General features: G+C 58.5%; 26 protein-coding genes. All 26 read left to right on the top strand.

Going from position 1 to position 19,387, the window contains the following annotated elements; translation table 11 throughout:
* Positions 1-3: 3 nt before the first annotated feature.
* The 26 genes from U8U01_RS00335 to U8U01_RS00210 all read left to right on the top strand — a co-directional run bounded on the left by U8U01_RS00335 (position 4) and on the right by U8U01_RS00210 (position 19,383).
* A complete protein-coding gene (locus U8U01_RS00335) occupies positions 4-351 on the top strand; it encodes a hypothetical protein (protein ID WP_322168699.1) in 348 nt (115 codons plus the stop codon).
* Between the two features lies 1 nt (position 352).
* Positions 353-1,903 carry a phage portal protein gene (locus tag U8U01_RS00330; RefSeq protein ID WP_322168696.1) on the top strand — a complete coding sequence of 517 codons (1,551 nt, stop codon included), beginning with the start codon at positions 353-355 and terminating at the stop codon, positions 1,901-1,903.
* On the top strand, positions 1,887-3,632 hold the full coding sequence (locus U8U01_RS00325; protein WP_322168693.1) for a minor capsid protein: 1,746 nt from the start codon (positions 1,887-1,889) through the stop codon (positions 3,630-3,632). The genes U8U01_RS00330 and U8U01_RS00325 overlap by 17 nt, the downstream gene beginning before the upstream one ends.
* Entirely contained in the window at positions 3,629-3,883 is a 255-nt protein-coding gene (locus U8U01_RS00320) for a hypothetical protein (protein ID WP_322168689.1), read from the top strand. Before U8U01_RS00325 ends, U8U01_RS00320 begins: the two co-directional genes overlap by 4 nt.
* A 146-nt stretch (positions 3,884-4,029) precedes the next feature.
* Complete coding sequence (locus tag U8U01_RS00315) at positions 4,030-4,677, top strand: phage scaffolding protein (protein WP_322168686.1); 648 nt, start codon at positions 4,030-4,032, stop codon at positions 4,675-4,677.
* Between the two features lie 10 nt (positions 4,678-4,687).
* Positions 4,688-5,182 (top strand): hypothetical protein, encoded by a 495-nt coding sequence (locus U8U01_RS00310; RefSeq protein WP_322168684.1) that lies wholly within the window; start codon positions 4,688-4,690, stop codon positions 5,180-5,182.
* Between the two features lie 18 nt (positions 5,183-5,200).
* Positions 5,201-6,244 carry a phage coat protein gene (locus U8U01_RS00305; RefSeq protein WP_322168682.1) on the top strand — a complete coding sequence of 348 codons (1,044 nt, stop codon included), beginning with the start codon at positions 5,201-5,203 and terminating at the stop codon, positions 6,242-6,244.
* Positions 6,245-6,247: 3 nt separating this feature from the next.
* Positions 6,248-6,646: a hypothetical protein gene (locus U8U01_RS00300; protein WP_322168679.1), complete on the top strand. Its 399-nt coding sequence runs from the start codon at positions 6,248-6,250 to the stop codon at positions 6,644-6,646.
* Positions 6,640-7,008: a hypothetical protein gene (locus U8U01_RS00295; RefSeq protein WP_160233026.1), complete on the top strand. Its 369-nt coding sequence runs from the start codon at positions 6,640-6,642 to the stop codon at positions 7,006-7,008. The genes U8U01_RS00300 and U8U01_RS00295 overlap by 7 nt, the downstream gene beginning before the upstream one ends.
* A complete protein-coding gene (locus U8U01_RS00290; RefSeq protein WP_322168676.1) occupies positions 7,008-7,577 on the top strand; it encodes an HK97 gp10 family phage protein in 570 nt (189 codons plus the stop codon). The genes U8U01_RS00295 and U8U01_RS00290 overlap by 1 nt, the downstream gene beginning before the upstream one ends.
* Positions 7,570-7,995, top strand: a complete 426-nt coding sequence (locus U8U01_RS00285) for a phage tail terminator family protein (protein WP_322168674.1) — start codon at positions 7,570-7,572, stop codon at positions 7,993-7,995. Before U8U01_RS00290 ends, U8U01_RS00285 begins: the two co-directional genes overlap by 8 nt.
* Before the next feature lie 4 nt (positions 7,996-7,999).
* Complete coding sequence (locus U8U01_RS00280) at positions 8,000-8,197, top strand: hypothetical protein (RefSeq protein WP_160233029.1); 198 nt, start codon at positions 8,000-8,002, stop codon at positions 8,195-8,197.
* Positions 8,197-9,519 (top strand): phage tail sheath family protein, encoded by a 1,323-nt coding sequence (locus tag U8U01_RS00275; RefSeq protein ID WP_322168671.1) that lies wholly within the window; start codon positions 8,197-8,199, stop codon positions 9,517-9,519. The genes U8U01_RS00280 and U8U01_RS00275 overlap by 1 nt, the downstream gene beginning before the upstream one ends.
* 14 nt (positions 9,520-9,533) lie before the next feature.
* Positions 9,534-10,010: a phage tail tube protein gene (locus U8U01_RS00270; protein ID WP_322168668.1), complete on the top strand. Its 477-nt coding sequence runs from the start codon at positions 9,534-9,536 to the stop codon at positions 10,008-10,010.
* Between the two features lie 33 nt (positions 10,011-10,043).
* Positions 10,044-10,472, top strand: a complete 429-nt coding sequence (locus U8U01_RS00265; RefSeq protein WP_322168665.1) for a phage tail assembly chaperone — start codon at positions 10,044-10,046, stop codon at positions 10,470-10,472.
* Positions 10,473-10,670: 198 nt separating this feature from the next.
* Entirely contained in the window at positions 10,671-10,844 is a 174-nt protein-coding gene (locus U8U01_RS00260) for a hypothetical protein (RefSeq protein WP_322168662.1), read from the top strand.
* 354 nt (positions 10,845-11,198) lie between these two features.
* Positions 11,199-11,618 (top strand): hypothetical protein, encoded by a 420-nt coding sequence (locus U8U01_RS00255; protein WP_322168659.1) that lies wholly within the window; start codon positions 11,199-11,201, stop codon positions 11,616-11,618.
* A 58-nt stretch (positions 11,619-11,676) separates the two neighbouring features.
* A complete protein-coding gene (locus U8U01_RS00250; RefSeq protein WP_322168657.1) occupies positions 11,677-13,827 on the top strand; it encodes a tape measure protein in 2,151 nt (716 codons plus the stop codon).
* Positions 13,824-14,465 carry a LysM peptidoglycan-binding domain-containing protein gene (locus tag U8U01_RS00245; protein ID WP_300346348.1) on the top strand — a complete coding sequence of 214 codons (642 nt, stop codon included), beginning with the start codon at positions 13,824-13,826 and terminating at the stop codon, positions 14,463-14,465. Before U8U01_RS00250 ends, U8U01_RS00245 begins: the two co-directional genes overlap by 4 nt.
* On the top strand, positions 14,462-15,427 hold the full coding sequence (locus U8U01_RS00240; RefSeq protein ID WP_160233036.1) for an XkdQ/YqbQ family protein: 966 nt from the start codon (positions 14,462-14,464) through the stop codon (positions 15,425-15,427). The genes U8U01_RS00245 and U8U01_RS00240 overlap by 4 nt, the downstream gene beginning before the upstream one ends.
* The gene (locus U8U01_RS00235) at positions 15,417-15,839 is read left to right on the top strand and encodes a DUF2577 domain-containing protein (RefSeq protein WP_251319914.1); all 423 of its coding nucleotides are present in this window, start codon (positions 15,417-15,419) and stop codon (positions 15,837-15,839) included. Before U8U01_RS00240 ends, U8U01_RS00235 begins: the two co-directional genes overlap by 11 nt.
* Entirely contained in the window at positions 15,839-16,249 is a 411-nt protein-coding gene (locus tag U8U01_RS00230; RefSeq protein ID WP_160233037.1) for a DUF2634 domain-containing protein, read from the top strand. The genes U8U01_RS00235 and U8U01_RS00230 overlap by 1 nt, the downstream gene beginning before the upstream one ends.
* Entirely contained in the window at positions 16,250-17,467 is a 1,218-nt protein-coding gene (locus U8U01_RS00225) for a baseplate J/gp47 family protein (protein WP_160233038.1), read from the top strand.
* The gene (locus U8U01_RS00220; protein ID WP_251319915.1) at positions 17,460-18,089 is read left to right on the top strand and encodes a putative phage tail protein; all 630 of its coding nucleotides are present in this window, start codon (positions 17,460-17,462) and stop codon (positions 18,087-18,089) included. The genes U8U01_RS00225 and U8U01_RS00220 overlap by 8 nt, the downstream gene beginning before the upstream one ends.
* 2 nt (positions 18,090-18,091) lie before the next feature.
* A complete protein-coding gene (locus tag U8U01_RS00215; protein WP_160233040.1) occupies positions 18,092-18,829 on the top strand; it encodes a phage tail-collar fiber domain-containing protein in 738 nt (245 codons plus the stop codon).
* 2 nt (positions 18,830-18,831) lie between these two features.
* Entirely contained in the window at positions 18,832-19,383 is a 552-nt protein-coding gene (locus U8U01_RS00210) for a four helix bundle protein (RefSeq protein ID WP_160233041.1), read from the top strand.
* Positions 19,384-19,387 lie beyond the last annotated feature (4 nt).

The raw sequence follows: 19,387 nt of genomic DNA, 5'->3' as shown, positions 1-19,387 counted from the left end.
TTTATGCGTGTTTCTGTTTTGGGCGTGCCCTATGCCCTGGAATATCGGACAAAGGCCAAAGACAAGGAGCTTGAGGAGTGTGACGGCTACTGTGACACCAGCGTCAAGCTCTGTGTGGTCCGCAAATTCACGGCGGCAGAACGCCGGGAGCCTGGGAGCAAGAAAGACCTGGATGCCTATATGCGCAAGTGCATGAGGCATGAGCTCACCCACGCTTTTCTGTATGAGAGCGGGCTGAGTGTCAACGGCCTGGGCGTGGACTGCTGGCCCACCTGTGAGGAGCTGGTGGACTGGATGGCCATACAGGGGCCGAAACTATACGCCGCCTGGCAGCGGGCGGGATGTCTGTGAGGTGACATCTGTGGTAACGCTGAATTTGAGGGATGACTGCATTTTTAGAACCGGCACCAGTTTCCGCCGGGGCATGACGGACAAGCGCTTTCTGGAGCTGGAGATTACCGCATGGCTGGCCTCCAAAGAGCGCCAGCGCCAGATTGCGGGTGAGGCCTACTATGACGGGGACCAGGCGGCAGCTCACCGCAAGCGTATTGCTTTGGACGATGACGGCAAGCCGGTGGTGCTGGAGCACCTGCCCAATAATTGCCTGGTAAATAATCAGTATTCCAAGATGGTGGACCAAAAGACCAATTATTCTTTTGGCCGTCCTTTTTCGCTTGATACGGAAAATAAAGCCTATGCGGCGGCCCTGGCCACTGTTCTGGGGGCCCGTTTTCGCCGGGTCATGCACAATGTTGGCGAGGGGGCCTGGATAGGCGGCAAGGCCTGGCTTTACCCCTACTATGAGGGCGGGGAGCTGGCTTTTAAGCGTTTCCCGGCGGATGAGGTCCTGCCATTTTGGGCGGACGCTGACCACACCGTCCTGGATGCGGCGGTCCACGTCTACGCCGTGCTGGAGTATGACGAAAACGAACAGGCCAAAACGGTGGTCAAGGTGGAGGTCATGCACGGCGGGGGCGTGGATTGCTTTATCCGCAAGGATGACGGCACGCTGGAGCCGGACCCGGACGCCAATTCTGGCCCCTATATCACGGAGGTGGAGCAGGACACCGGCAAGGTGACGCCCTACAACTGGGAGCGCATCCCCCTGATCTGCTTTAAGAGCTCCCACCATGAGCTGCCCCTCCTCTCCCGTGTCAAGTGTCTCCAGGATGCCTACAATGACGTGCTTTCCAACTTCGCCAATCAGATGGAGGAGGACATCCACACCACCATTTTGGTCATCAAGAACTATGAGGGGGAAAACCTTGGCACCTTGCGCAAAAACCTGGCCACCTATGGGGTCATCAAGGTGCGCTCCTTTGAGGGCTGTGAGGGCGGTGTGCAAGCGCTGACCCTGGAGGTGAACGCCGAAAACTACAAGGTGCTGCTGGCTCTGCTCAAGGACGCCATCATTGAGAACGCCAGAGGCTATGACGCCAAAGATGAGCGCATGGGCGGCAATCCTAATCAGATGAATATACAATCCATGTATTCTGACATTGACCTGGATGCCAACGGCATTGAAATGGAGTTTCAAGCCTCCATGGAGGAGCTGCTGTGGTTTGTCAACCGGCACCTGGCCAACACCGGCAGGGGCAGCTTTGACGGCACGGAGGTCAAGGTGATCTTTGACCGGGACGTGCTCATCAATGAAACGGAGGCAATCAACAACTGCCGCAACTCCGTGGGCATCCTGTCCAATGAGACTATCGTGAAGATGCACCCCTGGGTCACTGACCCGGAGCAGGAGCTCCAGCGCATCAAGGACGAAAAAGAGGAGGAGGCCGCTGACCCCTACCGTGCCGCTTTTGAGAATAACCGGGGCAGGGGGAATAAGCCCGGCGGCTCAGGCCAGCAGGACCCGCCCATAAAGGACGGTGAGGGCGATGGCCAGACAGAGTAATGCGGACTACTGGGCCCAGCGTTTCAAGAACATGGAGGACGCCCTCCAGGACCAGTCCTTTGCCTATGTGGAAAACCTTGAGGCCCAGTTTGCCGCTGCCCAGGTGGAGATTGAGAAACAGATCGCCGCATGGTATCAGCGCTTTGCCGTCAACAATCAAATCACCCTGGCGGACGCCAAGCGGCTCCTCAACAGCGGGGAGCTGGCGGAGTTTCGCTGGACGCTGGGGGAGTACATCGCCTATGGCCAGCAAAACGCTCTTGACGGGGCCTGGATAAAGCAGCTTGAAAACGCCAGCGCAAAGGTGCATATTTCCCGGCTGGAGACCCTAAAGCTGCAAATCCAGCAACAGGCTGAGGCCCTATATGCCAATCAGCTTGACTTTGTGGACGCCGCCGCCCGGCAGATGTATGTGGGCAGCTACTACCATACCGCCTTTGAGGTCCAGCGGGGCCTTGGCGTGGGCTGGACCATGCACGCTATCAACGAAAACACCATCACAAAGGTGCTTTCCCGCCCCTGGACGGTAGACGGCCAGACTTTCCGGGACCGCTGCTGGACGAACAAGCGGGACCTGGTGAACAGCGTCAACACCCAGCTCACTCAGATGATCATACGGGGGGAGGCTCCTGACCGGGCCATTGATGCTATTGCCCACCAATTCAACGTATCAAAGGGCAAAGCGGGCCGCCTGGTGATGACGGAAAGCGCCTATTTCTCCAGCGCCGCCCAAAAAGACTGCTATGGGGAGCTGGGCGTGGAGCGCTACAAGATCGTGGCCTCCTTTGACCGGGACACCTGTGAGCTGTGTGGAGCGCTGGACGGCAAGGTTTTCAAAATGTCGGACTATCAGGTGGGCCTCACGGCTCCCCCATTCCATCCTTGGTGCCGGTGTTGCACCTGCCCCTACTTTGAGGACATGGCCAAAGTGGGTGAGCGGTGGACCCGTAACCCGGACGGCACCACCCGCAAAGTCCCGGCGGACATGAGCTTTGAGGACTGGCGGCAGCAGTTTGTCCAGGGTCCGTTGCCAACAGGCTCCGCCGGTGGTACAATAACACCGGCCCAGCAGCATTTTTCTGGAGCCGTCCAAGGCATGAACAGCATGACCCAGAGCTATCAAGACGGCCTGGAAAACCGCTTTGCTACTGGCACACCCACCGCACAAAGCGCTTTCTCCAAGTATGTGACCTCCAGCTCTGTGGCAGACGGAGCCTACACCAAGGGCGCACATTTTAGCCCTGTGACCCAAAAGGTCAACATGAATTTTGCGGAGGACGCCATCAACCCAAGGGGCCTGGGCACTACGTTCTTTCATGAACACGGGCACTATATTGATTTTCTTTCCTGCTCTGGGCCTGGCTACACGTCCACGCTCACCCCGGACTTTGGGAACGCCCTGCGGGGTGACTACGCCGCATATATCAAGGCGGCCATGAAACAGTATGGCATCAAAAAGACGGAGGCCTATCTGGTGGTGTCTCAAGAAATCCAGGGGCCGCTCTATAACGCTATTTCTGACCTGTTCGGCGGGATGTCCGGCAACAGGTGCGTGGGCAGTTATGGCCACTGGAACAAGCGATATTGGAAACTGCCGGGAGCCGTGGAAAAAGAGGCTTTTGCCCATATGTATGAGGCACAATTTAGTGCTGATAAATACGCCCTGATGCAAAAATACTTTCCCACGGCTCTGGCCGAATTTGAAAAACTTTTGAATGGAGTGATATGATGACCTATCCTAAGTTTGCAAAGGACCAGACGCTCCAAAAGGCTGCCGCTGAGTACACCGCCAAGTTTGGGGGGCGTTTCGGCGGGGAGGAGCCTGGGGTCCGTCTGATGTATGCCCCGGATGATGAGGACACGGCCTACACGCCCCCGGACGGGGCCACCGCTGACCAGGTGCGGCGTGACCTCAAGAGCGGCAAGCCGCTCAAAGAGCTCTGGCCGGAGCTGGAATTTGACCCGGAGCTGCTTTATTGATGATTAGAGCATCGTGCTGAAAATGCACGGTGCTTTTTTCATACCCATCACCGCCCGGCCCGGCGGACTATAAAAAGGGCCCTGCAATACCGGGACTGGCCGGACTAAAAAGGACAGCAGAACAAACTAAGGAGGTAAAAAAAATCATGCTTGAATGGCTCAAGACTATCCTGGGGGATGCGTACACCCCCGAAATTGACACCGCCGTGTCTCAGGAGATCGGCAAGGGCTTTGTCTCCCGCACCGACTTCAACGCCACTAGCGGAAAGCTCAAGGAGGCTGAGGCCAAGGTGGGCACGCTGGAGGAGCAGGTCAAGACCCACGCCACCCAGCTTTCCGAGCTGAAGAAGTCCGCCGGTGACACGGAGGCCCTGACCAAGAAGATCACGGAGATGGAGGAACAGGCCAAGACCGACAAGGCCAACTATGAGAAAGAGCTGGCCAAGGTCAAGCTGATGGCCGCCGTGGATGCGGAGCTCACCGCCGCCGGGGCCAAGAACAACACCGCCGTCAAGGCTGTGCTGGAGGACTTCCTCAAGGATGCCAAGATCGTGGACGGCAAGGTCACCGCCAAAGTCTCCGGGGAGAGCGTCACCCTGGCCGCACGCATTGAGGCGCTGAAAAAGGACACCTCCACGGACTTCCTCTTTGGCTCCGTGACCCGTGAGGGCTGGAAACCCGGAGAGGGCGGCGATGGTGGCGGAAAGCCCGGCGGGGGCAAAAAGCCCTCTGAGATGTCCTATGCGGAACTGGCTGAGTACCTGGCCGCCAACCCGGACGCCAAGCTGGACTGAGAGGTGCAAGATGAGTAAAAACATTGTCAAGCCCCGCACCGTTTCCTTTGAGGAGGCCCTGCGCAACCTGGCCAGCCGTTTGACTGGCCGCCCTGCCGCTGATCTGCCCCGCACCCAGGAGGCTATTGTGCAATACATGGCCGAAAACGTCCCCGTCCCCTCCGCTGGGGGCGTCAACGTGGACGCTCTGGGTGAGGCGGTGACCCAGGAGGTTATGGCCCGCATCAAGCTGGATGAGCTGGCGGAGGCCGTCACCAAGGAGGTCATGGCCCGCATTGACGTGGAGGAGCTGGGTGAGGCTGTCACCAGAGAGGTCACGGCCTGTCTGGTGGAAAGCAACGGAGCCAATCCGGCGGCTACAGAGCCCGCTGAGGGGCCCCAGGACGGCGCTGAGGCGGCTGGGGGTACATCTACCCCTCCCGCTGCTGAACCGCCCCAGGAGCCCGCCCAGACGGCCACGGAGGCCCCCAAGGGAAAGACCACCCGCAAGACTACTAAGAAGTAACAGAAAGGAAGATGCATTATGCCTAACGAGAAATTTGACGCAAAGAGCTTTAATCCCCAGGCTTTCAAGTATCGGGCGGACCGCATCCCCCGCACCCGCCTCAATGAGATGCGCAAGAGCCGTGTGCTGACCGGCAACCCGGACATCCGGGCCGTGTTCACCACTCAGGACGGCACCGCCTACGCCCGGCTGGCCATGCGGGGCCTGCTGGATGGGGACGCCGTGAACTATGACGGCCAGACCGACATCACAGCCACCAGCACCAAGACCTTTGAGCAGGGCGTTGTGGTGGTGGGCCGGGCCAAGGCGTGGGTGGAAAAGGATTTTTCCTACGACATCACCGGCGGCCAGGACTTCATGGACAACGTGGCCAAGCAGGTGGCGGATTACTGGCAGGACATTGACCAGGACACCCTCCTGGCCATCCTCCGGGGCGTGTTCGCCATGACCAGCACCAAGGGCGCTGAGTTTGTGAAAAAGCACACCTATGAGGTGGACGGCCCCATGGAGGCCACCACCCTCAACAGTGCCACCGCCCAGGCCTGCGGGGACCACAAGAAAAAGTTTTCCATGATTTTCATGCACTCCGTTGTGTCCACCAATCTGGAAAACCTCAACCTCCTCACCGCCCTCAAGTACACGGACAAGGAGGGCGTGACCCGTGACCTGACCCTCTACACCTGGAACGGCAAGCTGGTCATCGTGGATGACGGGATGCCCACCGAGCAGGCGGAGGACGGCTCCACCGTTTACACCAGCTATGTGCTGGGTGAGGGCACCATCAACTATGAGGACATCGGTGCCAAGGTGCCCTATGAGATGGCCCGTGACCCCAAGACCAACGGCGGCCAGGATACGCTTTACACCCGGCAGCGCAAGGTCTTTGCCCCCTTTGGCCTCTCCTACGAAAAGGCCAAGCAGGCCAGCCTCTCCCCCACGGATGATGAGCTGGCGGACGGGACCAACTGGGACCTGGTGCACTCCGGCGAGGCTACGGAGGCGGAGCGGTCCTACGTCAACGATAAGGTCATCGCCATCGCCCGCATCAAGTCCAAGGGGTAAGCCGTGGACGTGTATGAGGCTGTGGTGTCCCGGCTGGCCATGCTGGGGTATCAGGTCACCGAACAGGACAAGCCCGCCATCGACTACCTGACCAGCAAGTGCCGGGTGGCGCTCCTGGCCAGCATCCACCACAAGGACGTGCCGGACGGCCTCATCTACACGCTGGTGGACATGGTGGCGGGCTCATTCCTGCAAGACAAGCTGAACGCCGGGGGGCTGGAAATTGAGGGCCTGGACTTTTCCACCGCCGTTAAGAGCATCACGGAGGGGGACGTGTCCGCCACCTTTGCCGGGGCCAGTGACGGCGTTTCCAGCCCGGAGGGGCGCTTTTTGGCCACCCTGGACAGCATGGTCCACCCATCGGAGAAAATCCTGGGGGCTTTTCGGAGGTTGAAATGGTGACGCTTGAACGCTACAAGGCAGCGGTCCAGCGCCTTTGGACCGGCAAGGCCACCGTCACCGTGCGGGAGGGTGTGCTGAATGAGGCCAATGGCCGCACGGAGCCCGTTGAGCGGGTGCTTGTGGAGGGGGCGGCCTGCCGCATCTCCCACAAGACTGTCACCGCCACGGAGCCCTCTGAGGAGGCCGCCAAGACAGTCCAAACCGTTACGCTCTACATTGACCCCTCCGTGGACATCCCGGAGGGGTCAAAAATCACCGTGACACAGAACAAGGTCACCCGTGACTATGAGCGGAGCGGCACCCCGGCGGTCTACACCGTCCACCAGGAGGTGCCGCTTGAGCTGTGGGAGGGGTGGGCCTAATGGCCAGATGGGGCAACTGCGATTATAGGCAGCTCCAAAAGCTCCGGGAAAACCTGGACCGGCTCCAAAGCGCTGACCTGGAGAATTTCTGCCGGGACGTGTCCAAGGAGCTGGCGGCCCGTCTGCTGGCCCTGGTGATACCCCGGACCCCCGTGGGGGACTACTCCAAGGAGGTCACCGTGACCGTCAAGCGGGACGGTAAGCACCACAAAAAGGGGGACACCTACACCAAGCGGGTGACCCCCAGCGGCAAAAAAGGCGGCACTCTGCGCCGGGGCTGGACGGCCCGAACGGAGCAGGAGGCCGCCAGCCGTGGCGGGAACAGCAACGCCAAGGCCTATGCCCAAGCCCTGCCCATCAAAAAGCAGGGCGGCAGCTACCTTGTGGAAGTCATCAACCCCGTCCATTATGCCAGCTATGTGGAGTTTGGCCACCGCACGCCCGGCGGCAAGGGATGGGTGGCCGGGCAGTATTTCCTCACCCTATCAGAGCAGGATTTGAGGTCCCTGGCCCCGGCGCACATTGAGAAAAGGCTGGAGGCGCTTTTGCGGGAGGTGTTCCGTGTCTGAAATCAGTTTTAACAGCATCTTTGACGGCGTGAGCCTTGCGGTCCACGCCGCTTTTCCTGCCCCCGTTCAGGTCCACGGCGGTGAGGTCAAGCAGGGGCTCAAGCCTGGTGACTTTAACGTGGCCATGCCCGCCGCCAGCCACGCCCAGGAGGTGGGGTCCCGCTACCGGCGGAGCCCCACGCTGGACGTGATTTATTACCCCAAGCGGGGCAATGCGGAGTGCTACGCCGTGGCGGACCGGCTCACGGCGGTCCTGGGGAGCATCACCACCCCGGAGGGGGATGTGGTGCACGCCACAAGCTGCGAGTGGACCATCACCGGCGGGGTGCTCCATGTGCTTGTCACCTATGACCATTTTGTCCGTGTTCCCCAGGAGCACATCATGATGGAAACCCTAAAAATCGAACAGGAGGGATGACCCTATGGCAAAAAATGAAACTGCGGCGGCTCCGGCCAGAACTGCGCCGGAGGCCGTTTACACCAGGGAGCAGGTCATGAGCTCCCAGCGCTACGCCGCCCGGCGGGACCTGGTGAGCGTCCTGCTGGAGAGCGGCAAGTCCTACACCTTGGCTGAGGTGGATGCGCTCATCAACAAATTCATGAAAGGAGCGGTGAAATAATGGCACTGGGAGGCGGCACCTGGCTGGTCCAGAACAAGGTCCTGCCGGGCAGCTATATCAACTTTTCCAGCGTTGCAAAGGCCTCCGCCACACTGTCCGACCGTGGATATGCGGCGGCCCCCTTTGTCCTGAGCTGGGGCCCGGAAAATGAGGTTTTCGCTGTTACCTCCGGGGAATTTCAGAAAAACAGCAAGGCCATTTTCGGTTACTCCTATGACCACCCCAAGATGCTGGCCCTGCGGGAGATTTTCCTGCACGCCACCACCGTCTACTGCTACCGGCTGGGGCTGGGAGCCAAAAAGGCGGCCTGTGCGCTGGCCATCGCCAAGTACCCCGGCGTCCGGGGCAATGACCTCTCCATCGTCATTGCGGTCAACGTGGATGACCCGGATGCCTTTGACGTTGGCACCTATCTGGATGGCATCCAGGTGGACCTCCAGACGGTGACCAAGGCGGAGGATCTGACCGGCAATGACTATGTGGACTTCAAGAAAGACCTCACGCTGGAGGCTACGGCGGGGGCACCCCTGACCGGCGGGGAGGACGTGGCGAACATCACCGGGGACAGCCACCAGGCATTTTTGGACAAGATTGAGGCCTATGCCTTTAACGCCATGTGCTGCCCGGCGGCTGACCCCATCATCGTCAAGCTCTACGCCGCCTACTGCCAGCGGGTCCGGGATGAGGTGGGCGCAAAATTCCAACTCATTGCGTGGAAACCCTCCACGGTGGACTATGAGGGCGTCATCGGCGTGTGGAACAGCGCCACCCACCCCTCCATGGATGTGGAGGAGCACGCTGTGGTCTACTGGGCCACCGGGGCCCATGCTGGCGTGGCCGTCAACAAGTCCCTGACCAATGCCAAGTATGACGGGGAGCTCACCCTGAACACGGACTATAAGCAGGCGGAGCTCACGGCGGCCCTCAAGGCGGGTAAATTCATGTTCCACAACGTCAACGGCCTCACCCGTGTCCTGGAGGACATCAACACCCTGCTGACCCTCTCCGATACCAAGGGGGAGGTTTTCCAGAGCAATCAGACCATGCGGGTGTGTGACCAAATCGCCAATGACGTGGCGGTGCTGTTCAATGAGCGCTACCTGGGCACCGTGCCCAATGATGCCTCCGGGCGGTCCGCCCTGTGGGGTGACATCACCCACTACATCAAGCAGCTTGAGGACATCCGGGCGGTGGAGAACTTTGACCCGGACACCGTGAGCTGTGAGCAGGGTGACAAGAAAAAGGCCGTGCTGGTCACCGTCAATGGCCTCAACATCATCAACGCTATGGCCCAGCTCTACATGAGCGTGATTATCCAGTAAAGGAGGAGAAATAAATGCCTGACGGAGCTATGATGAACGCCAAGGACGCTGTAAGCGCCCACCGTGCGGAGTGCTTTGTCACGATTGACGGCAGACGCTACTCCATGCTGATGGCCAAGGACTTTGAGGGCAAGGCCCAGGTCAACACCAAGGAGGTCCCCCGGCTGGGCAATATCGTCGTCGGCCACAAGGCTGACACGGTGGTCCTGGCCTTTTCCATGACCATCTACAAGTGCACGGAGATTTTCGATGACGTGATTGAGCAGTTTATCCGCACCGGCGTGATGCCCACTTTCACCATCCAGACCTCCAACGATGACCAGGCCAGCAGCGTGGGCCGGAGCACGAAAATCTATAATGATTGCGTGCTGGACGGGGACGTGCTGCTGTCCATGTTCAACGCTGAGGGTGACTTCATCGAGCAGTCCATTGAGGGCTTTTGCGATAGCTTTAGCCGTCCTGAGAAATACACCAACCCGTCCTATATGTGATAGGGCGGCATGACTACAAGGAGGAAAAACATCATGAGTAAGAGCCTGTCCGCATTTATGCGCCCCAATGTGGCGGAAATCAAAAACGCCTGCTTTGCCCCCTCCCCCCGCTTTGTGGGGGAGGACGGCAAGCCGGTGGAGTGGGAAATCCGCTGCATCTCCGCCGATGAGTACGCCCGCATCCGCTCCGGGTGCATCCGGCAGGTCCCCGTAATTGGCAAAAAGGGCCAGTATACGCAACAGCTTGACACCTACACTTTCCAGGCCAAGGTGGCGGCGGCGTGTACCGTGTTCCCGGACCTGACCAATGCGGAGCTCCAGGACAGCTGGGGCGTGGCCACGCCGGAGCAGCTGGTGGGGGTTATGCTCATCGGTGGGGAATTTGATGACTACATCACGGAGGTCTTTGAGGTCAACGGCTTTAAGGATGAGCCGGAGCTGGTGGATGAGGCAAAAAACTAATTGCGGACGGTGACCCGGAGGCCAACTTTGCCCATTTCTGTCTGCAAAAGTTTGGCTGGGAACCGTCCAAATTTATGAACTTGCCCGTGAAAGAGCGGGCCTTTGTCATCGCCTCCATCAAGACCCGTATTGAGGCCGAAAAGAAAAAAGAGGCAGAGCTGAAAGCAAAGGCCCGCAAGAAAGGAAAACGGTGACAGCGTGGAAGTACGCATTTATGGGACGCCCAAAGAGCTGGCCGCTCTTGTGCAGGGGCTGCGGCCAAGGATTGTGACGCTGGCGGAATGGGCTGAGGAAACAGCCCAAAAAATCCCCGACCTGTTTAATCAGGTAGATGCCGGAGAGCAGGACAGCAACGCTCCATCTTCTGAATGATTGAGCGGAGCATCTTCTCTGTGCTATGGCCGCTGCTGACACCGGCAGCCCTGGCATCGTTCAGAGCTTTTAATTGCTTTTTGCACTCCCCATAGATGTAAATAATTTCAACCTGGGAAAATCCAAAATCCATTGTAATCACCTCCTGCTGAGAGCATACCATATTTTCGGCGGGAGGCGAAAGTGAAGTTATAACATCTTTTGGGCTCTGATACTTGACAACGTGAACCATATTAGCCTAAAATGGTAGTATCACCGCCAAGGAGGTATGCCATTATGGGGCTGCTAAAACCCAAATTAGACCCCGCAATAAAAGCAAAGATGGAAAGGCCGGGTGTTCGTGCGTTTGTATCTGTGGATTGTATAGCTGGCATTTCTGGCCCCGCCAACCCTCTCTGCCAAATCTACTACCTTGATGACCGCATTGAGGTTGACACCCCGGATACGGAATACTCCATTTCTATGGAGCGGGTGCGGGATGTCTCAATTCAGCGAGAGTTTTACGAGAAATCCAAAATCACCAGCAGCATGGGCGGGGCGTTTGTGGGCGCACTGATTGCAGGACCCACGGGCGCTATCATCGGAGGCAGGCCGAAAGAAAAACGGACGGTGCACAGCGCATCATTTTTGGTGATGGAGTACACTGGAGCGGACGGCGCTTCGGCGCAAATGGTCTTTGACGCCACCTATACCCCCAAATGCAAAGACATGGCCACGCTATTCCGCCAGCAGCACCCAATAGCAGCACAAGCCAAAAAACAAGTAACTTTATGAGCGTGTCACCCTCCTATTGCGGGAGGGTGACCTTTTTATACCCCCCGGAGGTGAGAACTTGGCAACAATACGCTCCCAAATGGTGCTCAACGATGGGATGAGCGCTATTTTGAAAAAAATTACCCACGTTTTAGATTTTACCATCCATTCTTTTGAGGATATGAAACGGGCATCCGGGGAGGCCTTTGACCCGGCCATCTTTCAGGCTACTTATGCGGAGATTGGCCAAATCAACGAGCAAATGGACAAGATGGAACGCTACTATATCAAGGCAGCGCAAAATCAAGACCGTTTCAATAAAGGGCTCCTCACCGGCACGGGCCACGCAACCGGCTTGACTAACCAAATCGGGAAAATAGCCGCTGCCGCCGGGGCGGCTTTTGGCGTGAAACAGCTTTTTAACCTATCAGACCAAATGACCAGCAACACGGCCCGGCTTAATCTCATCGTGGATGACGGCGGCAGTGTGGAGGCTCTGGAGGCCAAAATCATGGCCTCCGCCCAGCGTTCCCGTGCGGCCTACCTGGACACTGCCAGCGCCATTGCCAGCATGGGGGCCAACGCCGGGGCGGCCTTTTCCGGCAACGATGAGCTCATTGCCTTTATGGAACAGGTCAATAAGCAGTTTGTCATCGGCGGGGCCAGCGCACAAGGCCAGAGTGCCGCCATGCTCCAGCTCACCCAGGCTATGGCCGCCGGGGCCCTGCGGGGCGAGGAGCTAAACTCCATTCTGGAGAACGCCCCCGGAATTGCCAGGGCTATTGAGAGCTATATGGGCATCGCTGAGGGCAGCATCAAGCAATACGCACAGGAGGGTGCTGTTACCGCTGAGGTTGTCAAAAACGCCCTTTTTGCGGCGGCGGACGAAACCAACGCCAAATTTGAGAGTATGCCCATGACCTGGGGGCAGATATGGACCTCCATGCAAAACCGGGCGCTCACGGCCCTGGACCCCGTTCTCACCAAGCTAAACGGGATTGCGAACAGCGAACAATTCAGCACGGTGGCAGACAGCGCTTTACAAGCCTTTTCTGTCATTGCCTCTGTTGCAACGGTGGCGCTTGATGCCGTTTTCGGACTGGGGGCGGCTATTGTGGACAACTGGAGCTGGATTGAGCCCATTGTCTGGGGCGTGGTGACCGTTATGGGGATTTATCAGGGTATCGTTTTGGCTCTGGCGATTGCGGAGGGTATCAAAACCGCCGCAACAACCGCTGCCGCTTTCTCTGAAAACGCCCATGCAGCGGCATTGGCTATGAGCACAGGTGCAACTTTTTCCGCTACGGTAGCTCAGTACGGATTAAACGCCGCTCTTTATGCCTGCCCCATTACATGGATTGTCATAGCTGTCATTGCCCTTATCGCTGTATTCTATGCGGCTGTGGCGGCGGTCAACCATTTTGCGGGGACATCCCTGTCCGCTACCGGGATTATCTGCGGGGCCTTTGCCGTGGCGGGTGCTTTTATCCTCAACCTTATTCTGGGTGTGGTCAATTTCGTTATCAGCATCGGCGTGGAAATTTACAACCTGATTGCCACTTTCGCCAACTTCTTTGCAAACGTGTTCAACGACCCCGTGGGGGCAATCATCAACCTGTTTGCGGGGATGTTTGACTTTATTCTGGGTATCGTTCAGAGCGCTGCATCCCTCATTGATACTGTGCTGGGCACCGATATGTCCGGCGCTGTGGCCGGTTTTCGCAATACTGTGGCCACAAAGGTGGAGGAAATCGTGGGGGAACAGGTTGAGGTGATGCAAAAGCTGGACGCCTCCGATTATCAAATCCAGCGGATTGAATACGGGGACGCCTGGGCCGCCGGTAACAACTTTGGCCAGGGCATTGAGGACACTGTTGGCGGTCTGTTCAGCGGTTTTAGCACCGACCCCAGTAATATGGGAGATGACCTTGGCGGGGGCGGAGCTGGATATGTCCCCTATGATGAACTGAGTAAAGGCGTGGGGGATATTTCCGACAATACTGGCAGCATGGCCAAGTCCCTGGAGGTGAGCGGTGAGGAGCTGGAATACCTGCGGGACATTGCGGAGCGTGACGCCATCAACCGTTTCACCACGGCGGAGGTCAAAATCGACATGACCGGCATGACCAACAAAATTGACGGCGGTGCAGACCTGGATGGCGTCATCCGGGAGCTGACAGACGGCTTTACTGAGGCCCTGGTCACCGCCGCTGAGGGGGTGCACGCATGAGCTATGCCTGTTATCTGGCCGGGGTGCAAATGCCCACCCCGGCCAAGCTGACTGTGAAAATCAAGAACAAAAACAAAACCCTCATCCTACTCAATGAGGGTGAAATCAATTTCCTGCGCACGCCGGGCCTCACGGAGATTGTGGTGCCGTTTGTTTTCCCCATGCTGACCGGCAGGTCCCCGGACTACTACCTGGGGACCTTGGAACGGCTCAAGACCTCCAAGGAGCCCACCCAATTCATCCTTGTGCGGTGCTCCCCGGATGGGCGGACCCTCTACGACACCAACATGAGGGTGAGCGTGGAGGACTACAACATCGTGGAGGACGCCACCAAGGGCCTGGACGTGGCCGTGGATGTCAACCTCAAGCAATGGAGGCCCTACGGGACCAAGACCGCCACTGTGGAACAGCCTGCCGAAAGCGGCCAGGCGGCCACGGTGACGGTGGAAAAAGAGCGGGACGCCAGCACGGCTCCCACCGCCAAGACCTACACGGTCAAGGCCGGTGACAGCCTGTGGGCCATCGCCGCCAAGTATTACGGCAAGGGGGCCGAATACTCAAAGATTGCCAGCGCAAACACGGACAAAATCAGCAATCCCAATTTAATCTATCCGGGGCAGGTGCTCACCATCCCATGACCTATGAGCTGATTATCCAGCACAATGGGACAGTGATGTTTCCCGCCGTGGTGGAGGACGTGACCATAGAGTGGGAGCGCCAGGGACAGCCCGGAAAACTATCCTTTGAGGTAGTAAAGACGGACGGCCTGAGCTTTCAAGAGGGGGACCCCTGCCGTTTTTCCGTGGACGGCTCCCCCATTTTCTATGGCTTTGTCTTTGAGAAATCCCGCAAGGGCAGCAACCCCAAGGTCATCAAGGTCACCGCCTATGACCAGCTCTATTACCTCAAGAATAAGGACACATACGTCTACACCGATAAAACCGCCACGGAGGTCATCCAGATGGTGGCGGATGACTTCCAGCTCAACCTTGGAAGTTTGGAGGGCACCGGCCACAAGATTGCAAGCCGGGTGGAGGACAACCAAACCCTCTTTGACATCATCCAAAACGCCTTGGACGAAACCCTCAAGGCCACCGGCAAGATGTATGTGCTTTTCGATGACGCCGGAAAGCTGACCCTCAAGGCGCTGGGGAGTATGAAACTGGGCATGGTCATTGACGATGAAACCGCCGGTGATTATGATTATAAAAGCTCCATTGCCTCCCAGACCTATGACAAAATCAAGCTGTCCTATGAGAACAAGGACACCGGCAAGCGGGAAATCTACATTGCCCAGGACGGCTCACACATCAACCAGTGGGGCGTCCTGCAATACTATGAAAAAATCGACAGCACCGCCAACGCAAAGGCGATGGCGGACGCCCTGCTGGACCTCTACAACACCAAGACCCGGACGCTCAAGCTCCAGGACGTTTTGGGGGACGTGCGGGTCCGGGCGGGCACGCTGCTGGTGGTGACCCTGGGCCTGGGGGACATCAACCTCTCCAACTACCTCATGGTGGAACAGGTCAAGCACACTTTCAAGGAGAGCGTGCACCTTATGGACTTGAAAATGAGGGGTGGTACATTTGTCGCTTGACATCAATGAGCTGGTCAAGGCGGTCAAGCAGGCCGCCGTGGAGGCCGTGCGGGCGGAGGCTCCTGTGGCCGTGTGCTATGGCACCGTGACCTCCGCCTCCCCGCTCAAAATCCAGGTGGACCAAAAAAAGACCCTGACCGACCCCCAACTCATCCTCACCGACAACGTGCGGGACTTCAATGTGGAGATGTCCACCATTGAGGGCACGGGCAAAAGCCTGGGGCCGCACTACACGGAGGACGAAAGCGGCGGCTCCGGCTATCCGGCCTTTGCGGCCCACAAGCACCGATACCAGGGCCGGAAAAAGTGGCGAGTGCACAACGCCCTCAAGGTAGGGGAAAAGGTCATCCTGCTGCGCTGTGACGGCGGGCAAAAATACATTGTTTTGGACAGATGGGAGGCGAGAGAATAATGGCAACTTTACCCACCACGGGGGATGACCTGGACCTCATCACCTTTGTCATGGGCGAACAGCCCGGATATACCCACAAGCTGGACATTGACCGGCAGCGGGTGAGCGGCATGACGGACAAGCGGGATGCGCTTTATCAGGCCATCTATCTCATTTTGAATACGGAGCGCTACGCCTACCCTATCTATTCCCGCAATTACGGCTCCGAATTTTCGGACCTCATAGGCAAGCCCAAGGACTATGCCATGAGCGAGATGAAACGCCGCATCACGGAGGCGCTGGAGCAGGATGACCGCATCACCGGCGTGGGCAACTGGAGCTTTGAAACGGGCAGAAAAACGGTCCTGGCCAACTTCACCGTCTACACCATCTATGGTGAGATAGACTTTTCAAAGGAGGTTGAGGTGTAGATGTTTGAATACAACACCTATGAGGTGCTGGTCAAAAGCGCTCTTTCCCGTGTGTCCAATGACATTGACAAACGGGAGGGCTCCATGGTGTTCAACGGCGTGGCTCCCTCCATGGCGGAGCTGGCCCAGCTCTTTATAGGGCTTGACTTCGTTTTTAAGGCCACCTACCTGCTGACCGCCCCCAGGGAATACCTCATCAAGCGGGCCTCTGACCGCAACATGGCCCCCAAGCCCGCCAGCCCCGCCGTGTTCCGGGCGGAGTGTAACATTGAGGTGCCGCTGGGCACCCGTTTCTCCTGCGAGGACATCAACTTTGTGGTGACCGCCCGCATGGAGGAGGCTGACACAGAGGACGCCGTGAGCCATGAGGTGACCTGCGAAAAGGCCGGAGCCCTGGGCAACGGCTACACCGGGCATCTCATCCCCGTGGAGTATGTGAACGGGCTGACCCGTGCGGAGCTGGTGGAGCTGCTGGTGCCCGGTGAGGACGATGAGGAAACAGAGGCTTTCCGCCAAAGGGTGCTGGACAGCTTTCAATCCCAGGCCTTTGGCGGCAACCAGGCGGACTACAAGGAAAAGGTGCTTGCCATGCCCGGCGTGGCCGCCCTCAAGGTCCACCCCGTCTGGAATGAGGGGCTGAGGCCCAGCACCCTCATCCCCGGCGATGAGGTCACAGCCTGGCTGGAGGCCTCTGTGGGGGCCCTGGAGCCCGCTGTGGCGGCCTGGCTGACCGCCGTATATACAGCGGCCAAGGACAAGCTGCTGACCGTTGGAGGCACCGTCAAGCTGGTCCTGCTGGCCGCCAACAACACCGTCCCCACCGACACCCTCATTGATGAGGTGCAGACGGCGGTGGACCCCACGGAAAACGCCGGGGAGGGCCTGGGGCTTGCCCCCATCGGCCATGTGGTCCATGTGACCGGCGTGACCCCGGAGCCCGTCAACGTCACCCTCAACCTGACCTTTGCCCCCGGCTGGAGCTGGGAGGCGGTGCAGAGCTATGTGACGGGCGCTCTGGACGCCTATTTTTCGGAGCTGACCGGGCAATGGTCCAGCTCCGATTTTTTGACCGTGCGCATTTCCCAGATTGAGAGCCGTATTTTGTCCGCCTGCCCCACGATGGTCACGGACATTGGCGGCACGAAAATCAACGGGAAAGAGGAAAACCTGGTGCTGGGCCCGGACAGCATCCCGGTGAGGGGGGCTGTGAGTGGATAGAAAGCTCATCAACTACCTGCCCCCGGTGCTGCGGGATGTTACGGAATTTAAGGCCATCAACGATGCCAACGAGCCGGAAATCTCCCTTGCATGGGACGGCCTTGACCGGGTGATGGCCAATCAATTCCTGGATGACGCCGATGAGCGGGGGGTGTCCGTGTGGGAGCAGGAGCTAAAAATCCACCCCAAGGACACGGACACGCTGGCGGTCCGCAAGGCCCGTGTCAAAGCCCTGTGGAACCGGGAGCTGCCCTATACGGTCCCCTGGCTCAAGAACTGGCTCCAAGGCCTGTGCGGGCCCCAGGGCTATGAGGTGGCCATCGTGGACTACTCCATCCACATCCAGCTTGACTATACCATCCTGCCGGACGCCGCCCTCATTGCGGAGCAAATCATGGACCTGCTGCTGGCGGTCCGTCCCTCTAATATGTGGATGCTCATGGTGTCCTTTGTGCAATCGGATGGCATCGTGCAGATGGGGGCCATGACGGAGCGGTCCGTCTACATGGACGTGTGGCCCATGCTGGTCAATGAGCTGGAAAGCGCTGGCGGTGTCAGCATGGCCGGGCCGCTGGAGTATCACGCCACCGTTGAAATCTACCCATACAAGGAGGAGCAATAAAAATGCCTGATATTGAGAAACGATACGGCACGAAAATCACCGCCGTGGGGGCCGCCCGCATCACTGCCTGCGTTCTGGCGGGCACCAAGCTGAAAATCACCCAGGCCGCCGCCGGTGACGGTGGTGGGGGCTACTATGTGCCCACGGTGGACCAAACGGAGCTGGTGGCAGAGCTGTGGCGGGGCCCCATCGTGTCTGCCGTGCAAAATCCCGCCGTGCCCAATATGCTGGATGTCAAAATCGTCATTGATGACAGCGTGGGCAATTTTGTCTGCCGTGAGATGGGGCTTTTCAGTGAGGACGGTGAGCTCATCGCCATTTGCAACACCCCGGACACGGAAAAGGTGGCCATCTCCACCGGCGTGGACGGGCGGCTCACCATGGTCATGCACATTGTTGTGGCGGACGCCTCCGTGCTGGAGTTTACCATCATCCCCGCCCTGGACGTGGTGAGCCGGGAGGACCTGGAGCGGGCTATTTCTGAGCACAACACGGACCCCGCCGCCCATGAGGACATCCGGCAGGCCATCACGGACGCCGTGGAAACCCATGACAACGCTGCCGATGTGCACCCGGAACTCCAGAACACGGTGGGAGGCATTGACGCCCGCCTGGCTGTCCTGGAGCTGAAATACGGCACCAACATCACCGGCAACTCTTTCACCGTGACCTTTGCCGCCCTCACCGGGCTGGTGGTGACTGGCGTGTGGAATGAAACCTACCAGCGGGTGGAGTTTTAGCCATGCCCAATTATGACATCATCCCTCTGGCCCTTGACCTGCTGGAGTACACCATCCAGCGGGTCAAGGCCAAGGAGGCCGAATACCGGCAGGTCAAGGGCTACGTCATGGAAAACTGCCAGCTTGTGGAGCGGGTGCTTTACGAAAAGGTCAAGGATGACGGCAAGCCCCATTTCCCCAAATCCCAGACGTTCCACCTGTGCGCCCGGCTGGAGGACTGTGCCGCTGACATCCTGGAAAAGTGCATCTCCGCCGATGGCCGTTTCTTTGAAACGGAGTATGAGGAGCGGCTGCGGGACCTGGACGTTGTGGTGGTCAAGTGTGACACCATGCTCCAGTATATCAACCTCAGCTTTAAGAAAGGGTACATTTCCGGGGACCAATGCCACTACTGGGCGGAGATGGTCCGCCCGGTCAAGCAAAAGGCCTTTAACTGGCGGAGGAATGACGGCACCCGTGCCGCCGCACTTCGGGAGGCCAAGGCGGCCCAGGAGCTTGCCCAGATGGCGCAAATGGCCCAGCAGATTGCGGAGGCCATGCAGCGGAGCCCCTAAAGCG

The sequence above is a fragment of the Acutalibacter caecimuris genome (genome assembly GCF_034335085.1).
Lineage (GTDB): Bacteria > Bacillota > Clostridia > Oscillospirales > Acutalibacteraceae > Acutalibacter > Acutalibacter caecimuris.
The sequence above is the reverse complement of the archived record's forward strand: the minus strand, read 5'-3'. Positions and strand labels throughout refer to the sequence as shown.

Coding starts and splice junctions, on each gene's coding strand:
- U8U01_RS00335 (WP_322168699.1), top strand. CDS start 4: ATGCGTGTTTCTGTTTTGGGCGTGCCCTATGCCCTGGAATATCGGACA.
- U8U01_RS00325 (WP_322168693.1), top strand. CDS start 1,887: ATGGCCAGACAGAGTAATGCGGACTACTGGGCCCAGCGTTTCAAGAAC.
- U8U01_RS00320 (WP_322168689.1), top strand. CDS start 3,629: ATGATGACCTATCCTAAGTTTGCAAAGGACCAGACGCTCCAAAAGGCT.
- U8U01_RS00315 (WP_322168686.1), top strand. CDS start 4,030: ATGCTTGAATGGCTCAAGACTATCCTGGGGGATGCGTACACCCCCGAA.
- U8U01_RS00310 (WP_322168684.1), top strand. CDS start 4,688: ATGAGTAAAAACATTGTCAAGCCCCGCACCGTTTCCTTTGAGGAGGCC.
- U8U01_RS00305 (WP_322168682.1), top strand. CDS start 5,201: ATGCCTAACGAGAAATTTGACGCAAAGAGCTTTAATCCCCAGGCTTTC.
- U8U01_RS00295 (WP_160233026.1), top strand. CDS start 6,640: ATGGTGACGCTTGAACGCTACAAGGCAGCGGTCCAGCGCCTTTGGACC.
- U8U01_RS00290 (WP_322168676.1), top strand. CDS start 7,008: ATGGCCAGATGGGGCAACTGCGATTATAGGCAGCTCCAAAAGCTCCGG.
- U8U01_RS00280 (WP_160233029.1), top strand. CDS start 8,000: ATGGCAAAAAATGAAACTGCGGCGGCTCCGGCCAGAACTGCGCCGGAG.
- U8U01_RS00275 (WP_322168671.1), top strand. CDS start 8,197: ATGGCACTGGGAGGCGGCACCTGGCTGGTCCAGAACAAGGTCCTGCCG.
- U8U01_RS00270 (WP_322168668.1), top strand. CDS start 9,534: ATGCCTGACGGAGCTATGATGAACGCCAAGGACGCTGTAAGCGCCCAC.
- U8U01_RS00265 (WP_322168665.1), top strand. CDS start 10,044: ATGAGTAAGAGCCTGTCCGCATTTATGCGCCCCAATGTGGCGGAAATC.
- U8U01_RS00245 (WP_300346348.1), top strand. CDS start 13,824: ATGAGCTATGCCTGTTATCTGGCCGGGGTGCAAATGCCCACCCCGGCC.
- U8U01_RS00240 (WP_160233036.1), top strand. CDS start 14,462: ATGACCTATGAGCTGATTATCCAGCACAATGGGACAGTGATGTTTCCC.
- U8U01_RS00230 (WP_160233037.1), top strand. CDS start 15,839: ATGGCAACTTTACCCACCACGGGGGATGACCTGGACCTCATCACCTTT.
- U8U01_RS00225 (WP_160233038.1), top strand. CDS start 16,250: ATGTTTGAATACAACACCTATGAGGTGCTGGTCAAAAGCGCTCTTTCC.
- U8U01_RS00215 (WP_160233040.1), top strand. CDS start 18,092: ATGCCTGATATTGAGAAACGATACGGCACGAAAATCACCGCCGTGGGG.
- U8U01_RS00210 (WP_160233041.1), top strand. CDS start 18,832: ATGCCCAATTATGACATCATCCCTCTGGCCCTTGACCTGCTGGAGTAC.